We start from the raw sequence: 20,877 nt of genomic DNA, 5'->3' as shown, positions 1-20,877 counted from the left end.
GTCGACCGTGATCGAATGGTCGCATGACAGGTGGGGTCGTAGGCACATTCCGGGGACTGAACGCCGAACCATTCACGGGCCGCACACCCAGCGGAGCCGGCGATTTGTCGGTGGAGACGCACGGCATCGCCCCGGTGGGTGCCGCACAGCGTTACGGAACGCCCGCACGGCTGTTCACCGTGTGGTTCGCCCCGCAGGTGAACATGACGGGGGTGTTCACCGGGACGCTGGCCATCACCCTCGGGCTCGGGTTCTGGCTGGGCCTGGTGGCGATGCTGATCGGGACCGTGCTGGGCGGGCTGGTGGTCGGGTATCTGTCGACATGGGGCCCGCGCACCGGAACCGCGCAACTGCCGGCCGCCCGCTTGGCATTCGGTCCCGGCGTCGTGCTGCCCGCCGCACTGCAATGGCTGTCGTCGATCGCCTGGGATGCGCTCGTCGGGTTGTTCGGCGGCGAGGCACTGTCGGTGCTGTTGGGCATCCCGTTCTGGGCCGCCGTGCTGATCGTGTTGGCAGTTCAGGGAGCCGTCGGTTTCTTCGGCTACGAACTGATCCACCGTCTGCAGGCGGTGCTCACGGTGGTGTTGTTCGTGACGTTCGTGGTGTTCGCGGTCAAACTGGTGAGCGGTCACCCCATCGACGCGGTGGTCACTTCCGCCACGGTGTCCGGGCCCGACCTGGCCGGGGCTTTCGTCCTCGAGGTCACCATCGCGCTCAGCCTGTCGATCTCATGGGCCAGCTACGCCGCCGACTTCAGCCGCTACCTGCCGGCACAGTCGTCCCGGCGCAAGGTGTTCGGCTACACCTTCGGCGGCATCGTGCTCGCCTATGTATTCGTGCAGGCCATCGGGATCGCCGCCGCCGGTGTCATCGGTGACCAGACCGCCGCGGGCGTGCGCGATGTGATGGGCGGCGGGATTCTCGGCGCGGTGGCACTGCTGATCATCGCGCTGGCCTCGATCGGCTCGGGGGTGATGAACGACTACAGCGGGTCCCTGGCCTTGCAGACCCTGGGGGTGCGGGTCCGCCGGCCCATCTCGGCGGTCCTGGTCACCGCGGTGGCCTTCACCCTCATCCTGTGGTTGCACGGCGCCGACACCGCCACCCGTTTCCAGGATGTGCTGCTGCTCGTCGGTTACTGGATCCCGGCCTTCGTCGCGGTGGTGGTGATCGACTGGTTGCTGCGGACCCGTGGCCGGACCGACCCCGCGGTGGATGTCACCACCGAGCCCACCCGCCGCGCCGATGCCCTCGCCGCGCTGCTGGTGTTCGTCGTGTCTTACGCGGCGGCCATCCCGTTCATGGACACCACCTTGATCCAAGGGCCGGTCGCGGTGGCCTGGCACGGCGCCGACATCGCCTACTTCGTCAACTTCGTGGTGGCCGCCGTGTTGTATGGCGGGTACCGGCTGTTCACACTCCCCGGTCGCTTCGCTGCAACCCGCCGGAACGCACGGTCGAGAAGAACTTCCTGACGTCCGCGACGAACAACTCCGGCTGCTCGAACGCAGCGAAATGCCCGCCGCGCGGCATGGCGGTCCACTGCGTGACGTTGTACGCCGCCTCGCACCAGCTGCGCGGAGCCCGCAGGATCTCCTTCGGGAAAGCCGCGACGCCGGTGGGGAGTTCGACGCGTTGGTCGTCCGCTCCGAACACGGCGTAACTCTCCCAATACAGTCGGGCCGACGAGGCGCCGCTGCCGGTGATCCAATAGAGCATGACGTTGTCGAGCAGTTCGTCGCGCGTCAGGACGTTTTCCGGGTGGCCATCGCAGTCGGTCCACGCCCAGAATTTCTCCACGATCCAGGCCAGTTGTGCCACCGGCGAATCGACCAGACCGTAGCCCAGCGTCTGCGGCCGGGTGGACTGCTGTTTCGAGTAGCCCGCATCCCAGCGCTGGTAATGCTTGGAAGCCGCCAGCGCCCTGGCATCGTCCTCGGTGGGATTCTTCAGGCTGTCGGCGGTGGGCCGGCAGATCGGCATGTTGGTGTGGATGCCGATGCAGCCTCCCACGTTTCTGCCGATCTGCGTCGTGACAGCGGCACCCCAGTCGCCACCCTGCGCGCCGTACCGGTGATAGCCGAGCCGGCCCATCACGGTCTCCCACGCCTGGGCGATCCGCTGTACACCCCACCCGGTGGTGGCCGGTTTCCCCGAAAAGCCGTATCCGGGCAGCGACGGGCACACGACGTGGAACGCGTCCGCAGCGCTGCCGCCGAATTTGGTCGGATCGGTGAGAGGTTCGATGACCTTCTGGAACTCGACGACGGAACCGGGCCAGCCGTGCGTGATGATCAACGGCAGCGCCCCGTCGTGCGGTGAGCGCTGGTGGATGAAGTGGATGTCCAACCCGTCTACTTCGGTGGTGAACTGCGCGAAGCGGTTCAACGCCCCTTCCCGGGCGCGCCAGTCGTAGCCGTGGGCCCAGTACTCGGCGAGTTCGCGGGTGTAGCTCAGCGGAATGCCCTGGCTCCAGTCGTCCACGCATTCGGCCTCGGGCCAGCGCGTGCCGGCCAGCCGACGACTCAGATCGTCGAGCTCGGCATCGGTCACGGCGATACGGAACGGGTGGATCTCACTCATCACTTCATCGTGGCACGAACACCTGCGTCGGCTCGGAGCGCCCGCGCAGCAGCACCTGACCGTGCGCCCGCCACAGCGGGCCCTCCGCGTCGTCGGCGCGGTCGACGGCGGCACTCGAGCAGGCGATACGTCCGTCGGTGACCTTCGCCGCGTCGGCCAGCCGGGCGGCCTCGTTCACCGGGTCGCCGATGACGGTGTACTCGTACCGGTTCTCCGCTCCGATATTGCCCGCGAACGCCGGCCCGGCCGAGACGCCGATGCCGTAGTCGAGTTCCTGCCGACCCAGCGCCGTGGCCAGGGTCCGGGCCGCGGCCAGCGCCGCGGAAGCCGAGGTGTCCGAAGGGATCGGCGCACCGAAGACGGCCAGTGCCGCGTCACCTTGGAACTTGTTGATCAGCCCGTCGTGGGCATCGACGGCGGCGACCACGATCCGGAAGAAAGCGTTGAACACGTCGGCCACTTCGGCGGGGGTACGTGTCATCGCCAAAGCCGTGGAGCCCGTGACGTCGACGAACAGCACGGCCACCTCACGGACATCCCCGGAGAGCACGTCATCGGCCACGTTGGTCCATTCGATGGCCAACCGCACCACATCCGGGCCGACGTGACGGCCGAACAGGTCGCGCAACCGGTCGCGTTCCTTCAGGCCCACCACCATCCGGTTGAAACCGCTTTGCAGCCGCCCGATCTCGGACTGCTCGTACACATCCACCTGCCTGCCGATGCGGCCCTGTTCGATATCGGCCATCGCGTCGATGATCTCGCGCAACGGGTCGGAAATGGACATCGAGACCAGAATCAGCGAACGCACCCCGAGAAACACCGCGACCAGCGACAGCAACACCACCGGCACATCCACCGATGCGGTCTCCGGGATGAACCAGCCGTTGGCGCGGCACACGACGAGCAGGGCGATGGTCGCGCTCGGCAGGGCGGTGGTGAGCACCCACAACAGCAGCAGCCGCGCCTGCACCCCCGGTGCGGTGGTGCGGCTCTCGAACTCCCTGGTGGCCGCGGCCACCAGGGGCCGGGTGACGCGCTGGGTGAACAGCAGACTGCTACTGACCGTGGAGATTCCGCCGAACAGCACCGACAAACCGATCAGCACGGTCGGGGCCCACCCGGTGCCATGGTTGACGGCGATGAACACCGCCCCGCCGACCAGCCAGATCGACAGCAGCAGCACCGACTGGTGCCGGATCATGTTGATCGCGGCGCGACGTTGCCGCACATCGGGTTGCGCACCGGCCTCGAACCAGTGCAGCGACCGCGAAATCAGGCGGTAACCTCCCGCTGCGGCCACCACGGTGCCGACCGCCACCACCGCCAGCAGGGTCACCAGATTGGCCCTGGTGATGAGAGTCGTTGCACCACTGAGAGTTTGGCGGCCGAGTGAAACCAGGATGATCACCACTTCGGCGGTGGTCAGCAGATGCGCGACGACCACCCCGGAAGCGAAGCGGATCGCGCTGCGCGACAGCACATTCCCGCGTGTCACAGCGCTGGTGCTCGGGACATGCTGCCGGTACCGAAGACCTTCCCCGGCATGGTCACATCTGCGGGACGTCGGTATAGGCCAGGCTGTAGCCGTCGGCCGAGAAGGTGAACCCCTTGCCGCTGGCCTCGCTCCCGCACGAGACGCCGGAGGCTTCTTGCACGTTGCACCGGAATCCGGCCGCGGCGAGCACCGTGCCGAAGGGCAGAGTGGCCGCGGGACCGGGCTGCAGACTGAACGGATCGTCTTCGGCCGCGACGAACTGCGCGTCGTCGTTGCGGTCGATCACCAGCGCAGAGGGTGGGACCTGACTGCCGTCGGCGCCGGGCACCGCCGTCGGCGCGCCCGCGATCGGCAGAGTCGTGGACCCCGCGGCGCGGCAGCCGGCCTGCACGTGCGGGATGATCGCGCACCGCCAGCGGCCGCTGGGTGTGACGAAAAAGTACCCCTGCTGTACGCCCGAGGTGGCGTAGAACTCGTTGGCATTGGCCAGGTGGGCATTGGTGGCGTAGGCCGGCAACGACGGTTGCGCCGGGGAAGTGGTGACGGGTGTGTGCGGTTCGCCGGTGTTGACGACGTTGGATGCGCCGCACCCGGATACCGCGAGCACCGCACACACCGCCAGCGGCACGGACCGGCGGGTGGCGTCTGTGCGGCGTGCCATGGGCTCAGCGTAGGCGATCGGGGTGGCACGCCATTGACGCACGCTGAACACAACCGGTGACGCCGGCCGCGGCGCCGGGAAGGCTGCCGGGGTGACCCGCGTAATTCGTTTCAATGCCTTCGACATGAACTGTGTCGCCCATCAGTCGCCCGGTTTGTGGCGCCATCCCGAAGATCAGTCGTGGCGGTACAAGGACCTGCAGTATTGGACGGAGTTGGCGAAGCTGCTGGAACGCGGCAGGTTCGACGGATTGTTCATTGCCGACGTGCTGGGCACCTATGACGTCTACGGCGCCAGCGACGAGGCCGCCATCAGGCAGGCCGCCCAGATCCCGGTGGGGGATCCGCTGCTCCTGGTGTCGGCGATGGCGCTGGTCACCGAACATCTGGGGTTCGGCATCACCACCGGAACTGGGTTCGAGCATCCCTACCCATTCGCCCGCCGGGTGTCCACACTCGATCACCTGACCGGGGGCCGGATCGGCTGGAATGTGGTGACAGGTTATCTGCCGGCCGCCGCGCGCAACATGGGGCAGACCGACCAGCCGGCCCACGATGCGCGGTACGACCACGCCGACGAATACCTTGAGGTGCTCTACAAGTTGTGGGAGGGCTCCTGGGAAGACGACGCGGTGGTCCGCGACCGGGACCGCGGGGTGTTCACCGATCCGCAGAAGGTGCACCATATCGGCCATCAGGGCCACCATTTCAGTGTGCCGGGCGTGCATCTGGCCGAACCGTCACCGCAACGTACGCCCGTCATCTACCAGGCCGGCTCGTCACCGCGCGGAGTCCGGTTCGCCGCTGAGAACGCCGAGGCGATCTTCACCGCCGCCCCCACCAAAGCGATTCTGCGGGAAACGGTTTCCACCATCCGTTCCGAACTCGAACTGGCCGGCCGGGATCCGTATTCGGCGAAGATCTTCAACCTTTCCACAGTGATCACCGCCGCCACGGACGAGCAGGCGCACGCCAAGCACGTCGAGTACCTGTCCTACGGTGATCCGGAAGGCGCGCTGACGTTCATGTCCGGCTGGATGGGCGTCGACCTGTCCCGCTACGGGCTCGACGAGCCGGTGGGCAACGTGGACTCCAACGCCATCCTGTCGGCGGTGAAGGCATTCCAGTCCGCCGATCCGGACGGCGGTGAATGGGCGGTCCGCGATATCGCAGAGTGGGGCAAGATCGGCGGAATGGGGCCACGGATCGTGGGTTCCGGTGCCACCGTGGCCGATACCCTGCAGGAATGGGTCGAGGAGACCGATGTCGACGGCTTCAACCTGGCGTACGCGATCACTCCCGGCTCGTTCGCCGACTTCGTCGACCACGTGGTGCCGGTGTTGACCGCGCGCGGTGCCTATCAGACCGAGTACACCCCGGGCACCCTGCGCAACAAACTCAACGGCCAAGGTGACCGGCTGCCCGACGAGCATCGCGGCGCCAGTTACCGCGTCGGCGGGCCGAATTCGACGATCATCGAACGACCCACGACGCTGCCGTCTTCCTCGTCGTCGGTGTCATCGCAACCGGCCAGGGGGCGGTAACCGCGCCGCCTAGACTCCCGGGCATGGACAACGGTCTCCTACGCCGGGCCACTGCCACCGACCACGCTGCGGTGCACCGTCTGATCGCGCAGGCATTCGCCAAGTATGTGCACCGGATCGGCCGCCGGCCGGCGCCGATGGATGCCGATTTCAGTGCGGCACTATCGGATTCGCGGGTATGGGTGATCGACCGCGGTGGCCATCTGGAGGCGGTGCTGGTGACCGAAACGCATGTGGACCACCTGCTGATCGACACCATCGCCGTCGATCCGGCCGCGCAGGGGCGCGGTGCCGGCGCGCGGCTGCTGGCCCGAGCGGAGTCCGATGCACGTGCGCTCGGGCTCGCCGAGGTACGGCTCTACACCAACGCGGCGATGACGGAGAATCTGTCCTACTATCCGCGCCGCGGGTATCAGGAAACGGGGCGCCGCACCGAGGACGGCTATCACCGGGTCTATTTCCGGAAGCAGATTTCCCCCGCCCCTTTCAAGATATAGCGCACCGGGGGGCTTGCCGCAAGGCCCCGGGTATGCCGCACAATCGTCCATCCATGCCTGTGACCAGGCCGATTGGATTGGGGGATTTCATGTTTGAGGTCATCGTCGTCGGTGCCGGACCGACCGGGCTGATGCTGGCCGCGGAGCTGCGCCTGCACGGGGTGCAGGTGCTGGTGCTGGACAGGTCGAACGAGCCGACCAAGGTGGTCCGTGCGCTCGGGCTGCACGCGCGCAGTGTCGAGATCATGGATCAGCGGGGCGCGCTGGAGCCTTTCCTCGCCCTCGGCCGGCAGTTCCCGGTGGGTGGGTTCTTCGCCGCCATGGACAGACCGGCACCCAGCGGCTTGGACACCGCCCACCCGTACACTCTGGGCATTCCGCAGCCTCTGGTCGAACAGCTGCTCGCCGAGCGGGCCAGTCGACTCGGTGCAGAGCTGCGCAGGGGCGCCGAACTGACCGGCTTGCGCCAGGACGGTGACGGGGTGACCGTCGACCTGGCCGACGGCACACAACTGCGCGCCGGATTCGTGGTCGGCTGCGACGGCGGGCGCAGCACGGTGCGCGCCCTGCTCGGTGTCGCCTTTCTCGGCGAACCGGCCACCACCGAGACGTTGTTGGGCGAGATGCGCATGTCGGCCGTACCGGAGGTGATCAGCGAAGCGGTTGAGCGAATACGGCAGACCCAGAAGCGTTTCGGGGTGGGGCCCGTCGGGGAGGGGCTCTACCGCGTGGTGGTGCCGGCAGCCGGATTGTCCGAGGACCGCGCCGTGGCGCCCACCCTCGAGGAGTTCCGCACGCAGTTACGCGCGGTCGCCGGAACCGATTTCGGTGCGCATTCCCCTCGGTGGCTGTCGCGTTTCGGCGATGCCACCCGGCAGGCCGAACGGTACCGGTGCGCGCGCGTCCTACTCGCGGGCGACGCCGCGCACATCCATCCACCGGCCGGCGGCCAGGGCCTCAACCTCGGGGTTCAGGACGCTTTCAACCTGGGCTGGAAGCTCGCCGCGCAGATCAACGGCTGGGCATCGTCGGGGCTGCTGGACACCTATCAGAACGAACGGCACCCGGTGGCCGCCGAGGTGCTGAACAACACTCGCGCGCAGATGGAGCTGATGTCGACCGCACCAGGGCCGCAGGCGGTGCGCCGGTTGTTCGCCGAGCTGATGGACTTCGACGAGGTGAACCGCTATCTGGTGGAGAAGATCACCGCTATCGGGGTCCGGTACGACATGGGTGACAGTCGGTGGGGCCGTCGGCTGCGCGACATGCCCGTCGGGCAGGGCCGGCTCTATGAACTGACGCACGCCGGCCGGGGCCTGTTGCTGGACCAGACCGGTTCGCTCTCGGTGTCCGGATGGGCCGACCGTGTCGACCACGTGGTGGCCGCGGCCCCCGAACTGGATGTGCCGGCGGTGCTGCTGCGCCCCGACGGCCACATCGCGTGGACGGGCGAGGCTCAACAGGACCTGGAGCAGCGCTTGTCGGTGTGGTTCGGCACGGTCACAGCGGCAGCAGGATGTCCTTGACGCTCGGGTCGGTGGCCAGGAACTGCTGTACCGCTGGGTCTTTGAATGTTTCGACGAGTTTCTTGATGTTCTCGGCCTCGGCCCACTTGGTGCCGATGGTGAGCTGGCCGGCGAATTCGTCGGGGGCCGGGGGAGCGAAGATCTGCTGTTTGATCGGGACCTTGGCGGCAAGGTAGTACTCGGTGTAACCGACCGCGGCGTCCAGGTCGGGCAGTGATCGGGACTGCGCGGCGAAGTCGAGCAGGGTGAACTTCAGGTGCTTCGGGTTTCCGGCGATGTCCTTCTGGGTCGCCTGCCACCGGTCCACGCCCGGTTTGAGCGTGATCAGGCCGGCCCGCTCCAGCAGCCACAGGCCCTGCGCCTCGTTTGCGGGATCGGAATACAGCGAGACGTTCGCGCCGTCGGGCAGCTGGGACACGTCGGTGTACTTATCCGACCAGATCCCGAAGCCCCAGCGGAACACCGGGGTGGCCGCCGTCTCCCGGAAGTCGGGATTGGCCTCCAGCACCTGCCCCAGCCACAGCTTGTGCTGATAGACGGTGCCGGCCACTTCGCCGTCGTTCACGGCCCGGTTGATGGTGTTGCTGTCGGACAAGCCGCGGAAGGCGACCTTGATACCGTGCCGCGGCGCGACCTCCTTGCCGATGAACTCGATCAACGCCTGCTCGGCCGCGTTGCCCTCATTGGTGGCGACGACAAGCGTCGCCCCGGCGATGTCGTTGGCGGACTTGGTCTCGTTGAAGAACGAGTATCGAACGACGACGGCACCGACGACCGCGACAGCGAGCCCGAGGGCGACCCAGGCCCAGATCGATCGCCGTTTGAGTTCGAATCCGTGATCGTCGGGGTCGGACACCGACGTGTCCGAGGTGGGAGTGGTGGTCATGCGGGGACCTTTCGGCGGAGGGGTGAGGTGTTGCGGCGGCGGTGCGGGGTGGTGAACCGGACCAGGGCGTCGCCGGTGAGCTGCACCAGGGCCACCGTGATGACCAGGATGACGATGGTGGCCAGCATGACCCCCTGATCGAACCGCTGATATCCGTATGTGACTGCGACATAACCGATTCCGCCCGCACCGATGGTGCCGGCGATCGCGGAGTATTCGATCATCGCGATGATGTTGATGGTGAGCCCGCCGATGATCGACGGCACCGCTTCGCTGAGCTGCGCGGTGCGGATGATCTGCAACCTGGATCCACCGGCGGCCCTGGCCACCTGGACCACCGACGGCGGAACCGTACGAAGCGAGTTCTCCACGATCCTGGTGAAGAACGCGATACCGGCCAGCGACATCGGCACCACCGCGGCGGCGATGCCGATGTTCGTGCCGGTGATCAGGCGGGTGAACGGCATGATGGCCGCCATCAGGATCAGGAATGGCAGTGATCGGCCGATGCTGATCACCCAGCTCAACGTGGTGTGCAGGGTTGGGTTCTCGAACAGTCCGCCCGGTGCCAGGTTGTGAATCAGCGCACCGAGCGGGACACCGACCAGCACCACGATCGACATCACGATGCCGACCATGATCAGGGTGTCCAGCAAGGCGGGGAACAGCAAGTCGGGCAGCTCGTCGAAGGGCACTTTGCTGTTGGCGAGCAGGGTTTCGGTCATGCCACCACTTCCAGCTCGCGGTCGATCTCGGTACTGGTGCTGGCCGACAGCCCCAGTCGGGACAGCACGCCGGGAACCCTGGCACCGAGGTCGGCCGGGATACCCAGGGTGGCGCCACCGACCGTCACTCCGGCAACGACCTGCACGGAAGCGCCGAGCACCGCGATCGCGACACCGAGCTCGGCGCCGGCGCGGCCGATCCAGTCTGCAGGCACATCGGGTGCGTCATAGACGACATTCCAGACCTGTTGTCCGGCAGTAGGTGTGGCGTCGACGCGGTGCGGCCGAAGTTCGGCCCCCAGCGCCGACGCCGGATCGGTGAGCAGTTCGATCAGTCGGCCGGACTCGGCGATGGCGCCGTGATCCAGCCGGGCCACCGAATCGGCGATCTTGAGCACGGTATCCATCTCGTGGGTGATGAACACGATCGACAGATTCAGGTCGTCGCGCAGTTCACGCAGCAGGTCGACCACCGAGGCCGTGGTGGTCGGATCGAGCCCGGCGGTGGCCTCGTCGGAAAGCAGCACCGAGGGTCGTAGCGCCAGCGCGCGGGCGATGCCCACCCGCTGGCGCTGCCCGCCCGACAGCTGAAACGGATAATGCTGTGCGCGCTGAGACAATCCGACCCGGTCGAGCAGTCCCGCGACCCGCTTCTGCGTCTCGGCCGCGGTGACTCCCAGATATTCCAGCGGCAGCGCGACGTTCTCGGCGGCGGTGCGCCTTTCCAACAGTCCGGCCGACTGGAAGACCGTGCCGATCCGGCGGCGCGCGACCCGCAACTTCCGATCGGGCAGTGTGGTCAGGTCTTCGCCGTTGACCACCACCGATCCCGAGGTGGGCGGGGTCAGCAGGTTGATACATTGCGCGAGCGTGCTTTTACCGGCCCCGCTGGGACCCACCACGGCAAGGATTTCGCCGGCGTCCACACGGAAATTGATCCGATCCAGCACCACCGTGCGCTGCGCACCATGACCGTAGGTCTTGGTCACATCGGTGAGTTCGATCATGGACGTCGACCCTGTCAGAGCGGAATGCGCTGGGACACCTTTGCACTCACGGTGAGCGCAGCACCCCCCGATTGACGCCAGGCTGAGCAGAAACATTGAGGTCCGCGGGCCGGACGGCGACACTCGGTGCGCTATGAGCATCGACGAATCCGAAGCCGATACCGCCGACTCCCACGGCTTCACCCTGCAGAAGCGCCGGAAGTGGCCGTTCATCGCGATCGCCGTCGCGGTGGCGCTGGCCGTCGCCGGGTACTTCCTGCTGTTGCGACCCGGCGGAACCCAGTCGCCCAACGAAACGGCGGGCGCCACCCTGCAGGTGGTGTATCTGGACTCCAACCCCGCCGAGAAGGCGATCATCGACTACATCGGCGAGCAGGTGGCACCCGATTATGGCGTGAAGGTCGCCGCCGTCGGGTTGGGCGACAGCACCCAGATCAACAGCGCCATCAACGACGGCCGGTACGCCGGCACCATTTTCCAGCACCGGCACTGGCTACAGCAGGTCCTCGACGCGAATCCCGGTTTCCGGGAACAGGCCGCGACGGGCCCGTTCTTCCACTGGGTGTTCGGCATCTGGTCGGACAAGTACAAGTCCGTGCAGGAGCTACCCGACGGAGCGACGGTGTCGCTGCTGGCCGACCCGGCCAACAACGCCCAGGGCATCTGGTATCTCGCGCAGGCCGGGCTGATCACCTTGCGGCCCGGCGCCGACATCACGGCGCTGACGCAGAAGGACATCGCCACCAACCCCAAGCACCTGAAGTTCACCCTGCTGGATTTCGGGGCCCAGCCGCGGGCGCTGCCGGACCTGGACGCCGTTGTCGGCTATGCCGAATCATTTCTGGCCGCCGGAGTTTCGCAGGACAAACTGATCTTCGCGCCGAAGTCGCCCGATGAGTTCGCCTCCGTGCTCACCGTCGGCAGCAACTACATCGACACCGCCAACATCACGAACCTGGTCAAGGCGTTCAAGGACCCGCGGGTACAGACCTTCATCGCCGACGACCCCGAGGTGAAGAAGCTTGCGCTACCTGGTGATCCGGCATGAGCCGGCGGGAACTGCATTTCGGGCTCAACGTGCTGTCCGACGGGATGCACCCGGCGGCCTGGCAGCACCCCTCGGCGGATCCGAACTGGTTCACCGACCCGGCATACTGGATCAATATCGCCCGCATCGCCGAACGCGGCACGCTGGATGCGTTGTTCCTGGCCGACAGCCCGTCGTTGTTCCAACCACCGGGCGAGCCACTGGTCGCCCCTCCGCTGGCGCTCGACCCGATCGTGCTGCTGTCGACGCTGTCCTCGGTCACCACGCACCTGGGCCTGATCGCCACGGTATCGACGTCATTCGAGGAGCCCTACAATCTGGCGCGGCGCTTTTCCTCACTGGATCACCTGAGCCGGGGCAGAGTGGCATGGAACGTCGTCACCAGCAGTGATCCCTACGCCTGGAACAACTTCGGCCGGGGCGATGGTGCTACCGCGCAGCCGGACCGCGACGAACGCTACCGCCGCGCAGCGGAATTCATCGACATCGTGCGTGCGCTGTGGGACTCCTGGGATGACGACGCCGTGCTCGCCGACAAGCGCACGGGAGCCTTCAGCCGGGTCGGATCGATCAACACGATCGACCACCGCGGCGAGTTCTACCGCGTGGACGGTCCGCTGACGTTACCGCGCCCGCCGCAGGGACATCCGGTGCTGTTTCAGGCCGGCGGCTCGGCGGGCGGACTCGACCTGGCCGCCCGCTACGCCGACGGCGTCTTCGCCGCGCAGGCCTCCCTCCCGGATGCGTTGCGCAACGCCGAAGAACTGCGGACCCGCGCCGTCGCCTACGGCCGCCCGCGGGACGCCATCGCGATCATGCCCGGGCTCTCCTTCGTGCTGGGCAGCACCGAGCAGGAGGCGCACCGGCGCCATCGCGAGCTCAACGACCTGGCGGGGGAGCGCCGGTTGGCCCATCTGGCCGGGCAGCTCAGCGTCGACCCTGCCGAACTCGACTGGGAAAAACCGTTGCCACGCTGGCTGATCGACGGCGCCGAGACGGCCGCCGGGTCCCAAGGCGCCCGCGATATCGTGGTGAACCTGGCCCGCCGGGAACATCTGACGGTGCGCCAGTTGCTCGACCGGGTGATCACCTGGCATCGGCTGGTGGTCGGTTCACCCGAGCAGATCGCCGATGCCATCGAAGAGTGGTTCGTTGCGGGCGCGGTCGACGGATTCAATCTCATGCCCGACGTATTCCCCTCCGGCCTGGAGCTTTTCGTCGACCACGTGATCCCCATCCTGCGGGACAGGGGATTGTTTCGCAGGGAGTACCGGCACACCACCCTGCGCGGACATCTCGGGCTGGACCGGGTGCCCGACCGACGGAGCGCGCTCACCGCTGCGGCCAGCGGCCTCTGACCCGACCGCTCAGGCCGCTGCGCGCAATTCGAATCGCAGCACATGCCCCCACAGGCCGGTGCTCGCATCCGCGGTGAATCCCAGGTCAACAGATCGGGCGGTGAATTCGTCCCGGCCGAACAACCGAAACGGTGATCGGTCGATCCGGTGGATCGCAGTGGCCAGCGGCGTGCGCACCAGGTCGTAGCCGGCGAACACCCCGCCCGGTCGCAACACCCGGGCGACCTCGCCCAGCGTGGTTTCCCAGTCGATCACGTGGTGCAGCATCAGGCAGCTCACCACCGAATCGAAGGACGCATCGGCGAACGGCAGGGCGGTGGCGTCGGCCGTCCGCACCTCGACGTTGGGCACCCCGCGTAACCGGTCGCCGGCCGCCGCCACCATGACGGGATCCAGATCCGTGGCGACCACCGCACTACCGGGGTGACTACGGGCCAGCTGTTCGGCAACGGCGCCACTGCCGGAACCGATTTCGAGCACCTCGCGTCCCAGCACCGCATCCGGCAGCGAGCGCACCACCGTGCCCGTGCCGGTGCGCCACAGCGCTCCACAGCAGAATGCCCGTTCGACCTTCGACATCGCCGGCATGACCGTCTCCCTTCGCGTGGTTGTGCGAGGTTCAGCCTGCCGCAGGGCGCCGGTCCGGCGCTTGTACAGATCCGTCCGGTTCGGTCAGCGCACGGACCAGGGAACTGGGGGCTCCACCGAGCAGTTCCCAGGCGACCCGGTTGGCATGTGCACCGTCGGTGAAGCCGGCAGCGTGCGCGGCGTCGGTCAGGGTGGCGCCGCGGCCGAGGTGCTCCAAGGCCGCGACCAGCCGAAGCCAGCGCGCGGTGGCCGAGAACGAGGCACCCATCTGTCTTTTGAACAACCGGCCCAGGTAGTCCGGGGACAGCGCCACCGCGTGGGCTATCGATACCAGGTCCGCAGGTTCACCCGGACGGGCCCGAACCAGTTCGACGGCCGCCTGCACCTGCGGATGAGCAGCGGCCGCCGTCACGTCGGCGCTCAATTCCGTCATCAACCGGCGTGCCGCCGCCTCCACTCCGGAAGACTCGAAAACCGTTGCAATGCAGTCGCAGAGCGATTCGCTGAGCAACCAAATCCCACCGCTGGTGCGGGCGTTGATCCCGGCGCCGGGCGCGGTATCCGGCCGCAGGTACAGCGATATCGGGAACACGCCCGCAGCTCCGCGCAACGCGTGCCGCCTCCCGCTGGCGATCGCCACCCCACGACAGCATCGGGTCACGCCGTCGGCGGTGCTCAGTTCCAGTAGCCCGCCGAGGCCGACCGCGACCTGCACCGCGGGGTGGTGATGGGTGGCGAGGTCACCGAACGCCCCGGCGACGGCCAGTTCACCGTGTTCGCCGATCCAGGTGCCGTGCACGTCACCATCGTAAGCGCGGATGCGGCGGCTAATGTGGTGCTCGACGATCTCAACGAGGAGTTACGTGCACACCATCAGTTCGACGGGACATCGGTGAAGCGGCAGGAAGCCGCGGCCCGGACTCGCGAAGCTCTGCTGGATGCCGGTGTCCGGTTGGCGAAAACCACCGGACTGGCCGGGCTGAGCGTCAACCGGATCGTGGCGGAGGCCGGCGTTTCCAAAGGTGCGTTCTTTCATCATTTCCCCGACCGGGCCAGCTACCTGCTGGTGCTGCACCGCGATTTCCATGACCGCGTCCTGGCTGAGGCCGGCACAATTCTCGACGAAGCGCCGCCCGGTGCCGAACGCCTGCTGCAAGCCACGCGCACCTACCTGGACGCCTGCCTGCGTGAGCGTGGGGTGCGGGCCCTGCTGCTGGAAGCGCGGGCAGAGCCCGTGACCGCGGCCGAGGTGCGGGCTCGCAATGCCCAGAACGCCGATATCTTCGAGGCGGATTTCGCCGCCATGGGGTGGGCGCAACCGCACGCCTCCGCCCAACTGTGGGTGGGCATGGCCGCAGAAGCCGCCTTGCTGGAATTCGATGCGGGACAGCGCATTACGGATCTGCGTGCATCCCTGGCCCGCTACGTCGACGCTGCCCCGCGCGCCATCGGTGGCTGATCGGGCTACTTGGTCCCGAAGATGCGATCGCCTGCATCGCCGACACCCGGCACGATGTAGCCGTGCTCGTCGAGGGTGCGGTCGATCGCAGCGGTGAAGATCTGCACATCGGGATGGGCCTCCTGCAGTACGGCGACACCTTCGGGGCAGGTGAGCAGGCAGACGAACTTGATGGACCGGGGGGAGTGCTCCTTGAGCCGTTCCACCGCGGCGACCGCCGAATTTCCGGTGGCCAGCATCGGATCGACCAGCACGACGTCACGCTCATGGATGTCGCTGGGAATCTTGAAATAGTACTCCACGGCCACATGGGTTTTCGGGTCGCGGTACAGGCCGATATGTCCCACCCGGGCGCCCGGCACCACGGCGAGCATGCCGTCGAGGATGCCGCTGCCGGCCCGCAGGATTGAGACGAAGACGAGTTTCTTACCGTCGATCACGTGCCCGGTGGTCACCTCCAGCGGGGTTTGCACCTCGACCTCCCGGGTGGGGATGTCGCGCAGCACCTCGTAGGTCATCAACGTCGAGATCTCGTGCAGCAGCGCACGGAAACTGTTGGTGGAGATGTCCTTCCTGCGCAGCAGGGTCAGCTTGTGCTGGACCAGCGGATGGTCGACCACGTGCACACCGGTCATATCGCTAGAACACCGTCCCGTCACTGATGATGGTCAAAGGTGGCAGTCCGTCTCGAAGCCGGCTCGCGGCGGCGCGACCGGCCTGCCACGTGCCACCCTCCAGAACACAGGCCAACGGGACCTCCGCGCCGAGCTCGGTACGCACCAGCGGTGCGAGTTCGTCCAACAGGGCCACGGTCAGCGCCCGCCATTCGACCACCAGCTCGTCGCCGACCGCCCATCGGCGGTGCGCCGCAGCCGGATCCCGCAACCCGAGCACACCCGTGTCGAGCAGCAGGCCGCCGTTGCGGTACTCCGGTAGCCCGGTCAGTTCGTCGATGCCGGTGACGGTGACTCCTGACCACCCGAACGGTTCCAGCAGCGAGTACGTCAGCCATTGGGACAGTTTGTGGAACGGCATCCAGCCCGCACTCGCCCCCCGGCCCGGCACCGCAGGATGCGGCCAGCAGTCACCGAGTGGATCGTCGCCGATCATGTTGCCGGTCAACCAGATACCCGACAGCGACGCCAGAAGCCAGGACAGGATGGCGTGCGCGGACACCGTCTTGTCCGGACCGACGAGCACGTCGAACATCGCGCCAGGGCGACTGTCGGGGCCGAACACACCGCTGTTGCCGGACATCACATCGCCCAGGCGCCGCAACAGCGCGGCACGGCCCTCCAAACCGATCAGCGGGTTGTTCGGGGTGACTTGGAATGCGTCGGCCAGCAGTTCGGCCGTCACCGTGCGAAGGGCCCCGGCGTCGGCACGCATCGGCTCGTCGGGGTCGCTGGAGAACAGGCCTGCGGTGAAGGCGTGCCAGCTGGCCACGCCCAGTCCCTCGGATCGGGTGAAGGACATTCCGCTGGCGTTCTCGGCGTAACGCCAGTGCGGCCCCGCACCGGCGTCGAGCAGCACACTGATCACCGTCACGTCGATCATGGAGCGCACATCCAGGTCGGCGCGGCGGTCCACCCCGCCGGCCTCGAAGTGCCGCCACCTGCTGTGAAACGGCACCTCGAGGTCGGGATATCGACCACGGGTCACCGCCGCGACCTCGGCGGCGGTGGCCGGCAGGGCGTCGTCATCGACGGTGAACCACGGCGATTCGCCGGCCCGCGCGCGAGCCAGCAGGAAACGCGCGCGCTCCCGGACGGCGGCGGTGGTGCGCAGCTCGGCGACCGGATCGCTCACGTATCCAGGCCCCGGCCCCTGACGCTTTTGAGCGCCTCGGCGTCGGGCACGTCACCCGGGGTGAAGTAGCCGGCGGCCATCTTCGCGTCGATCTCCACCCGGGCGTCCGCCGGTACCAGTTCGTCTGGGATGTTCACCCGCTCACCGACCTCGATACCCGAGCCGGTGATGGCGTCGTATTTCATGTTGCTCATCGAGACCAGGCGGTGGATCTTGCGGATACCGAACCAATGCAGCACGTCGGGCATCAGCTCTTGGAAGCGCATGTCCTGCACCCCGGCCACACACTCGGTGCGCGCGAAATACTGGTCGGCGGTGTCGCCCCCGACTTGGCGCTTGCGGGCGTTGTAGACCAGGAACTTGGTCACCTCGCCCAGCGCACGGCCTTCCTTGCGCGAGTAGGCGACCAGCCCGACCCCACCACGCTGGGCGCCCTGGATGCACTCCTCGATGGCGTGGGTCAGATACGGCCGGCAGGTACAGATATCGGAGCCGAACACATCGGAGCCGTTGCACTCGTCGTGCACGCGTGCGGTCAGCTCGACCGACGGGTTCGCCAGATCCTGTGCGTCGCCGAAGATGTAGACGGTCTGCCCGCCGATCGGCGGCAGGAAGACCTCGAGGTCGCTACGGGTCACCAGTTCGGGGTACATCCCGCCGGTCTCCTCGAACAGCACCCGGCGCAGTTCGGTCTCGCTGCAGCCGAAGCGGGCCGCGACGCCGGGCAGGTGCCACACCGGTTCGAACGCCGCCTTGGTGACCAGCGCCGCGCCGCCGTCCAGCAGGAAGCGGCCGTCCGGACGCAGCCTGCCCTTGGCGATGGCATCGGCGATCTCCGGCAGGATCACGTGCGCCTTGGTCACGGCGATGGTGGGCCGGATGTCGTAGCCGGCGGCCAGCTCGGCGGAAAACGCGTCGGCGACGGTGGCGCCCCACGGATCGAGGCTGACGATCTTGTCGGGGTCGCCCCACTGCGGGCAGGGTCCGATCACGTCGGTGGGCGAGGTGTTGGTCAGGTCGGCCCGGTGCGCACGCGACAGCGCTCCGGCGGCGACGGCCAGGGCCCGGTAGACACTGTAGGAACCACTGTGCGTGCCGATGACGTTGCGGTGCGCACGTGTGCTGGTGGTGCCGACGACGGGCCCGCGCTCGGTGGCGGTGGGCGCGCCCCAGCGGATCGGCAGCGCACTGGAACCGCCGCTGTGTGAGGTCAGGCGGATGTGACCGGGCTTGGGCGTGACGGTATCTGCCATCGTCGCTCCTTTGCTCCCGTAGGGAAGGCGCCAGCTTAGCGACTCAGCGTGTGCGGTGCCGGGCGATAACGCTGACACTGCGCCCGACCTGCGGCACAGTTGCAGGATGAGCAGCCAAAAGATACCTAAACCGGGGGATCTGAGGGCCGCGGCTCAGGCCGCGGTCGACTCCGCCCAATCCGCGGTGGAAGCGGCGCAGGCGGTGGCCAACGGCGCGATGCGCATTCCGCCGGCGTCCGTCCAGCTCGCTGCGCAACTTCCAGACCTCATCGAGAATCTGGCGACCGCCACCGAGCGCCTCAACACCACCATCGACCGCACCGAACGCTATCTGGCGATGGCCGATCCGATGTTTCGCACCCTGGACCGGCTACTGCCACAGCTGGAAGCCCTCGTGGCCACCGGCAACGAAGTCTTCCGGATGCTGTCCAGCATCCCCGGGGTGTCGCGACTGGGCAGGTTCACCGGACGTCCCTCAGAGGACCGGAGCTGAGCCTTTCAGCATCGGTTTGACCGCCGTCCGGCGCCTGCTCCTGCGCTCGCCGATCGCCCCATATCGGGTGGCCAGCCCGTCGATGAACGCAGTGAGCGCCAATTCGAAACTGGCCGTGTCGATTTCGTCAGCCTTGCCGCGCAGCAGGTGCGCCTGGTTCATGTGCGGGTAGCGGTCACGGTAGACCTGAATGTCGTCGGCGAACCCGCGGGAGAACGACCCGACCGTGGAGCCCAACACCAGCGAGCGCGTCGCCGCGCCGATCAGGGTCGCGTCCCTGGGTGGCCAGCCGGCCCGTACCAGACCCCCGTGCACGGCATCGGCGATCCGCAGGCTGGCGTCCCGCTGGCCGATCCCGCCGGCCAGGTAGGGCACCAGGTTGGGGTGTGCGGCCAGCGCCGACCGGTATGAGCGTGCCCAGCCGGCCAGCCCCGCCGGCCAGTCGGCACCCTCATCGAAGGCGGTCGTCTCGACACCGCTGACCACCCGGCTGGCGACATCGTCGAGGACGTCATCCTTGGTGGCGTAATGCCGGTACAGCGAGGCGGCCTGGACGCCGAGTGCGGTGGCCAGTTTGCGCATGGACAAACCGTCCAGACCGTCGCGGTCGATCATCTCCAGTGCGGCGTCGCGGATCCGATCGCGGCTGAGCAGCGGTATCCGAGGCCGGCCCATGACGCACCTCACCTTCCCGGAAAGCTTGCCTTAGCTAACGATGTTAGCTTAGTATGGACACATAAGCTAACACCGTTCGCTATTGGGCGTCAGCCCAGAGGAGATTTCGATGCGCAGGACCGTTTTCACCGAGGAACACGAAGACTTCCGGGCCATGATCCGCGCGTTCATCGAGGCCGAGGTCACCCCGGTTTACGACAAGTGGTTCGAGGAGGGCATCGCACCCCGCGATTTCTATTACAAGCTCGGCGAGTTGGGCATCTTCGGCATCGAGATTCCGGCCGAATACGGCGGTGCCGGCCTCGACTCGTACAAGTTCCAGGCCATCATCACCGAGGAGTGCGCGCGTGCCGCGGTGTCCTTCGGCGGTTCCAGCGTGCACGTCGGGCTGTGCCTGCCATATCTGAAGGCATTGGCCACCGAAGATCAGAAGCAGCGCTGGTACCCGGGCATGATGAGCGGCGAGACCATGTTCGCCATCGCCATGACCGAGCCGGGGACGGGATCGGATCTGGCCGGAATGCGCACCACCGCAAAGCCGTCCGGCGATGGAACGCACTACGTGCTCAACGGTTCCAAGACCTTCATCACCGGCGGCGTGCACGCCGACCGCGTCATTGTGTGCGCCCGCACCGCCCCGCCCCGCGAGGACGACCGTCGCTTCGGCATCTCCCTGCTGGTGGTGGACACCACCTCGGCGGGATACCAGGTCGGCCGCAAGCTCGACAAACTCGGACTGCGGGTGTCCGACACCGCCGAACTCAACTTCACCGACGTGATCGTGCCCGCCGAAGATGTGCTCGGCGAGGTGAACATGGGCTTCTCGTACCTCGGCCAGAACCTGCCGCGGGAGCGGCTCGGTATCGCCGTCGGCGCGTATGCCCAGGCCAAGGCCGCGGTGCGGTTCGCCGCCCAGTACACCAAGGACCGTACCGTCTTCGGCAAACCGGTCGCGGCCTTCCAGAACACCAAGTTCGAACTCGCGGCGTGCCAGGCCGACGTGGATGCCATGCAGGCGGTCGTCGACCGGGCCATGGAGGCCCACGATCTCGACGAGCTGACCGCGGCCGATGCCGCTTCGGCCAAACTGTTCTGCACCGACGTCGCCTCCCGCGTCATCGACCGCTGCCTGCAGTTACACGGTGGGTACGGCTACATCAACGAGTACCCGATCGCCCGCCTCTACGCGGACAACCGGGTCAGCCGCATTTACGGGGGCACCAGCGAGGTGATGAAGATGATCATCGCCAAGAACATGGGTCTGTAGA

Annotated in this window: 21 protein-coding genes; 9 read left to right on the top strand and 12 right to left on the bottom strand. The window is 67.3% G+C overall.

Annotation, left to right across the window (positions count from 1 at the left end):
• The first annotated feature begins 23 nt into the window (after positions 1-23).
• Complete coding sequence (locus ACXPWS_RS16780; protein WP_458707749.1) at positions 24-1,475, top strand: purine-cytosine permease family protein; 1,452 nt, start codon at positions 24-26, stop codon at positions 1,473-1,475.
• On the opposite strand, the gene ACXPWS_RS16775 is transcribed toward ACXPWS_RS16780, so the two are convergent.
• From ACXPWS_RS16775 to ACXPWS_RS16765, 3 genes are read right to left on the bottom strand one after another with little or no spacing between them, the layout of a single operon-like run.
• On the bottom strand, positions 1,414-2,583 hold the full coding sequence (locus ACXPWS_RS16775; RefSeq protein ID WP_458707748.1) for an epoxide hydrolase family protein: 1,170 nt from the start codon (positions 2,581-2,583) through the stop codon (positions 1,414-1,416). The two genes, ACXPWS_RS16780 and ACXPWS_RS16775, sit on opposite strands and share 62 nt — an antisense overlap.
• Positions 2,584-2,587: 4 nt before the next feature.
• The gene (locus ACXPWS_RS16770) at positions 2,588-4,081 is read right to left on the bottom strand and encodes an adenylate/guanylate cyclase domain-containing protein (protein ID WP_458707747.1); all 1,494 of its coding nucleotides are present in this window, start codon (positions 4,079-4,081) and stop codon (positions 2,588-2,590) included.
• A gap of 52 nt (positions 4,082-4,133) precedes the next feature.
• On the bottom strand, positions 4,134-4,742 hold the full coding sequence (locus tag ACXPWS_RS16765) for a hypothetical protein (RefSeq protein ID WP_458707746.1): 609 nt from the start codon (positions 4,740-4,742) through the stop codon (positions 4,134-4,136).
• 91 nt (positions 4,743-4,833) lie between these two features.
• Between ACXPWS_RS16765 and ACXPWS_RS16760 the strand changes: the two genes are divergently transcribed.
• From ACXPWS_RS16760 to rox, 3 genes are all read left to right on the top strand, one after another.
• A complete protein-coding gene (locus ACXPWS_RS16760; RefSeq protein ID WP_458707745.1) occupies positions 4,834-6,285 on the top strand; it encodes an LLM class flavin-dependent oxidoreductase in 1,452 nt (483 codons plus the stop codon).
• 23 nt (positions 6,286-6,308) lie between these two features.
• Entirely contained in the window at positions 6,309-6,782 is a 474-nt protein-coding gene (locus ACXPWS_RS16755) for a GNAT family N-acetyltransferase (RefSeq protein WP_458707744.1), read from the top strand.
• Between the two features lie 89 nt (positions 6,783-6,871).
• Positions 6,872-8,308 carry a rifampin monooxygenase gene (rox, locus tag ACXPWS_RS16750; protein ID WP_458707743.1) on the top strand — a complete coding sequence of 479 codons (1,437 nt, stop codon included), beginning with the start codon at positions 6,872-6,874 and terminating at the stop codon, positions 8,306-8,308.
• On the opposite strand, the gene ACXPWS_RS16745 is transcribed toward rox, so the two are convergent.
• Genes ACXPWS_RS16745 through ACXPWS_RS16735 form a run of 3 tightly spaced genes read right to left on the bottom strand, consistent with a single transcriptional unit; the run spans position 8,283 to position 10,926 of the window.
• Complete coding sequence (locus ACXPWS_RS16745) at positions 8,283-9,194, bottom strand: MetQ/NlpA family ABC transporter substrate-binding protein (RefSeq protein WP_458707742.1); 912 nt, start codon at positions 9,192-9,194, stop codon at positions 8,283-8,285. The two genes, rox and ACXPWS_RS16745, sit on opposite strands and share 26 nt — an antisense overlap.
• Positions 9,191-9,919, bottom strand: a complete 729-nt coding sequence (locus ACXPWS_RS16740; protein WP_458707741.1) for a methionine ABC transporter permease — start codon at positions 9,917-9,919, stop codon at positions 9,191-9,193. Before ACXPWS_RS16740 ends, ACXPWS_RS16745 begins: the two co-directional genes overlap by 4 nt.
• A complete protein-coding gene (locus tag ACXPWS_RS16735; RefSeq protein ID WP_458707740.1) occupies positions 9,916-10,926 on the bottom strand; it encodes a methionine ABC transporter ATP-binding protein in 1,011 nt (336 codons plus the stop codon). Before ACXPWS_RS16735 ends, ACXPWS_RS16740 begins: the two co-directional genes overlap by 4 nt.
• A 133-nt stretch (positions 10,927-11,059) precedes the next feature.
• On the opposite strand from ACXPWS_RS16735, the gene ACXPWS_RS16730 reads away from it, so the two are divergent.
• Entirely contained in the window at positions 11,060-11,974 is a 915-nt protein-coding gene (locus ACXPWS_RS16730; RefSeq protein WP_458707739.1) for a MetQ/NlpA family ABC transporter substrate-binding protein, read from the top strand.
• Positions 11,971-13,332 (top strand): LLM class flavin-dependent oxidoreductase, encoded by a 1,362-nt coding sequence (locus ACXPWS_RS16725; protein WP_458707738.1) that lies wholly within the window; start codon positions 11,971-11,973, stop codon positions 13,330-13,332. Before ACXPWS_RS16730 ends, ACXPWS_RS16725 begins: the two co-directional genes overlap by 4 nt.
• Before the next feature lie 9 nt (positions 13,333-13,341).
• Here the strand turns inward: ACXPWS_RS16725 and ACXPWS_RS16720 are convergent, their stop codons facing one another.
• Both ACXPWS_RS16720 and ACXPWS_RS16715 read right to left on the bottom strand, forming a co-directional pair.
• Positions 13,342-13,920 (bottom strand): class I SAM-dependent methyltransferase, encoded by a 579-nt coding sequence (locus ACXPWS_RS16720; RefSeq protein ID WP_458707737.1) that lies wholly within the window; start codon positions 13,918-13,920, stop codon positions 13,342-13,344.
• A 31-nt stretch (positions 13,921-13,951) separates the two neighbouring features.
• Positions 13,952-14,719 carry a helix-turn-helix domain-containing protein gene (locus ACXPWS_RS16715; RefSeq protein WP_458707736.1) on the bottom strand — a complete coding sequence of 256 codons (768 nt, stop codon included), beginning with the start codon at positions 14,717-14,719 and terminating at the stop codon, positions 13,952-13,954.
• On the opposite strand from ACXPWS_RS16715, the gene ACXPWS_RS16710 reads away from it, so the two are divergent.
• A complete protein-coding gene (locus ACXPWS_RS16710; RefSeq protein WP_458707735.1) occupies positions 14,714-15,379 on the top strand; it encodes a TetR/AcrR family transcriptional regulator in 666 nt (221 codons plus the stop codon). The genes ACXPWS_RS16715 and ACXPWS_RS16710 overlap by 6 nt on opposite strands.
• Positions 15,380-15,384: 5 nt before the next feature.
• Here the strand turns inward: ACXPWS_RS16710 and upp are convergent, their stop codons facing one another.
• The 3 genes from upp to ACXPWS_RS16695 are packed head-to-tail and all read right to left on the bottom strand — an operon-like array spanning position 15,385 to position 18,441.
• Positions 15,385-16,014 (bottom strand): uracil phosphoribosyltransferase, encoded by a 630-nt coding sequence (gene upp, locus ACXPWS_RS16705; protein WP_458707734.1) that lies wholly within the window; start codon positions 16,012-16,014, stop codon positions 15,385-15,387.
• Positions 16,015-16,018: 4 nt separating this feature from the next.
• Positions 16,019-17,188: a URC4/urg3 family protein gene (locus ACXPWS_RS16700; RefSeq protein ID WP_458707733.1), complete on the bottom strand. Its 1,170-nt coding sequence runs from the start codon at positions 17,186-17,188 to the stop codon at positions 16,019-16,021.
• Positions 17,185-18,441: a GTP cyclohydrolase II gene (locus ACXPWS_RS16695; protein WP_458707732.1), complete on the bottom strand. Its 1,257-nt coding sequence runs from the start codon at positions 18,439-18,441 to the stop codon at positions 17,185-17,187. Before ACXPWS_RS16695 ends, ACXPWS_RS16700 begins: the two co-directional genes overlap by 4 nt.
• Before the next feature lie 106 nt (positions 18,442-18,547).
• Between ACXPWS_RS16695 and ACXPWS_RS16690 the strand changes: the two genes are divergently transcribed.
• Complete coding sequence (locus tag ACXPWS_RS16690; RefSeq protein ID WP_458707731.1) at positions 18,548-18,934, top strand: hypothetical protein; 387 nt, start codon at positions 18,548-18,550, stop codon at positions 18,932-18,934.
• Here ACXPWS_RS16690 and ACXPWS_RS16685 read toward each other — a convergent pair.
• Entirely contained in the window at positions 18,917-19,609 is a 693-nt protein-coding gene (locus ACXPWS_RS16685) for a TetR/AcrR family transcriptional regulator (RefSeq protein WP_458707730.1), read from the bottom strand. The genes ACXPWS_RS16690 and ACXPWS_RS16685 overlap by 18 nt on opposite strands.
• A 109-nt stretch (positions 19,610-19,718) precedes the next feature.
• On the opposite strand from ACXPWS_RS16685, the gene ACXPWS_RS16680 reads away from it, so the two are divergent.
• Complete coding sequence (locus tag ACXPWS_RS16680) at positions 19,719-20,876, top strand: acyl-CoA dehydrogenase family protein (RefSeq protein ID WP_458707729.1); 1,158 nt, start codon at positions 19,719-19,721, stop codon at positions 20,874-20,876.
• Position 20,877 lies beyond the last annotated feature (1 nt).

It is taken from the genome of Mycobacterium sp. BMJ-28, assembly GCF_054404835.1.
The sequence above is the reverse complement of the archived record's forward strand: the minus strand, read 5'-3'. Positions and strand labels throughout refer to the sequence as shown.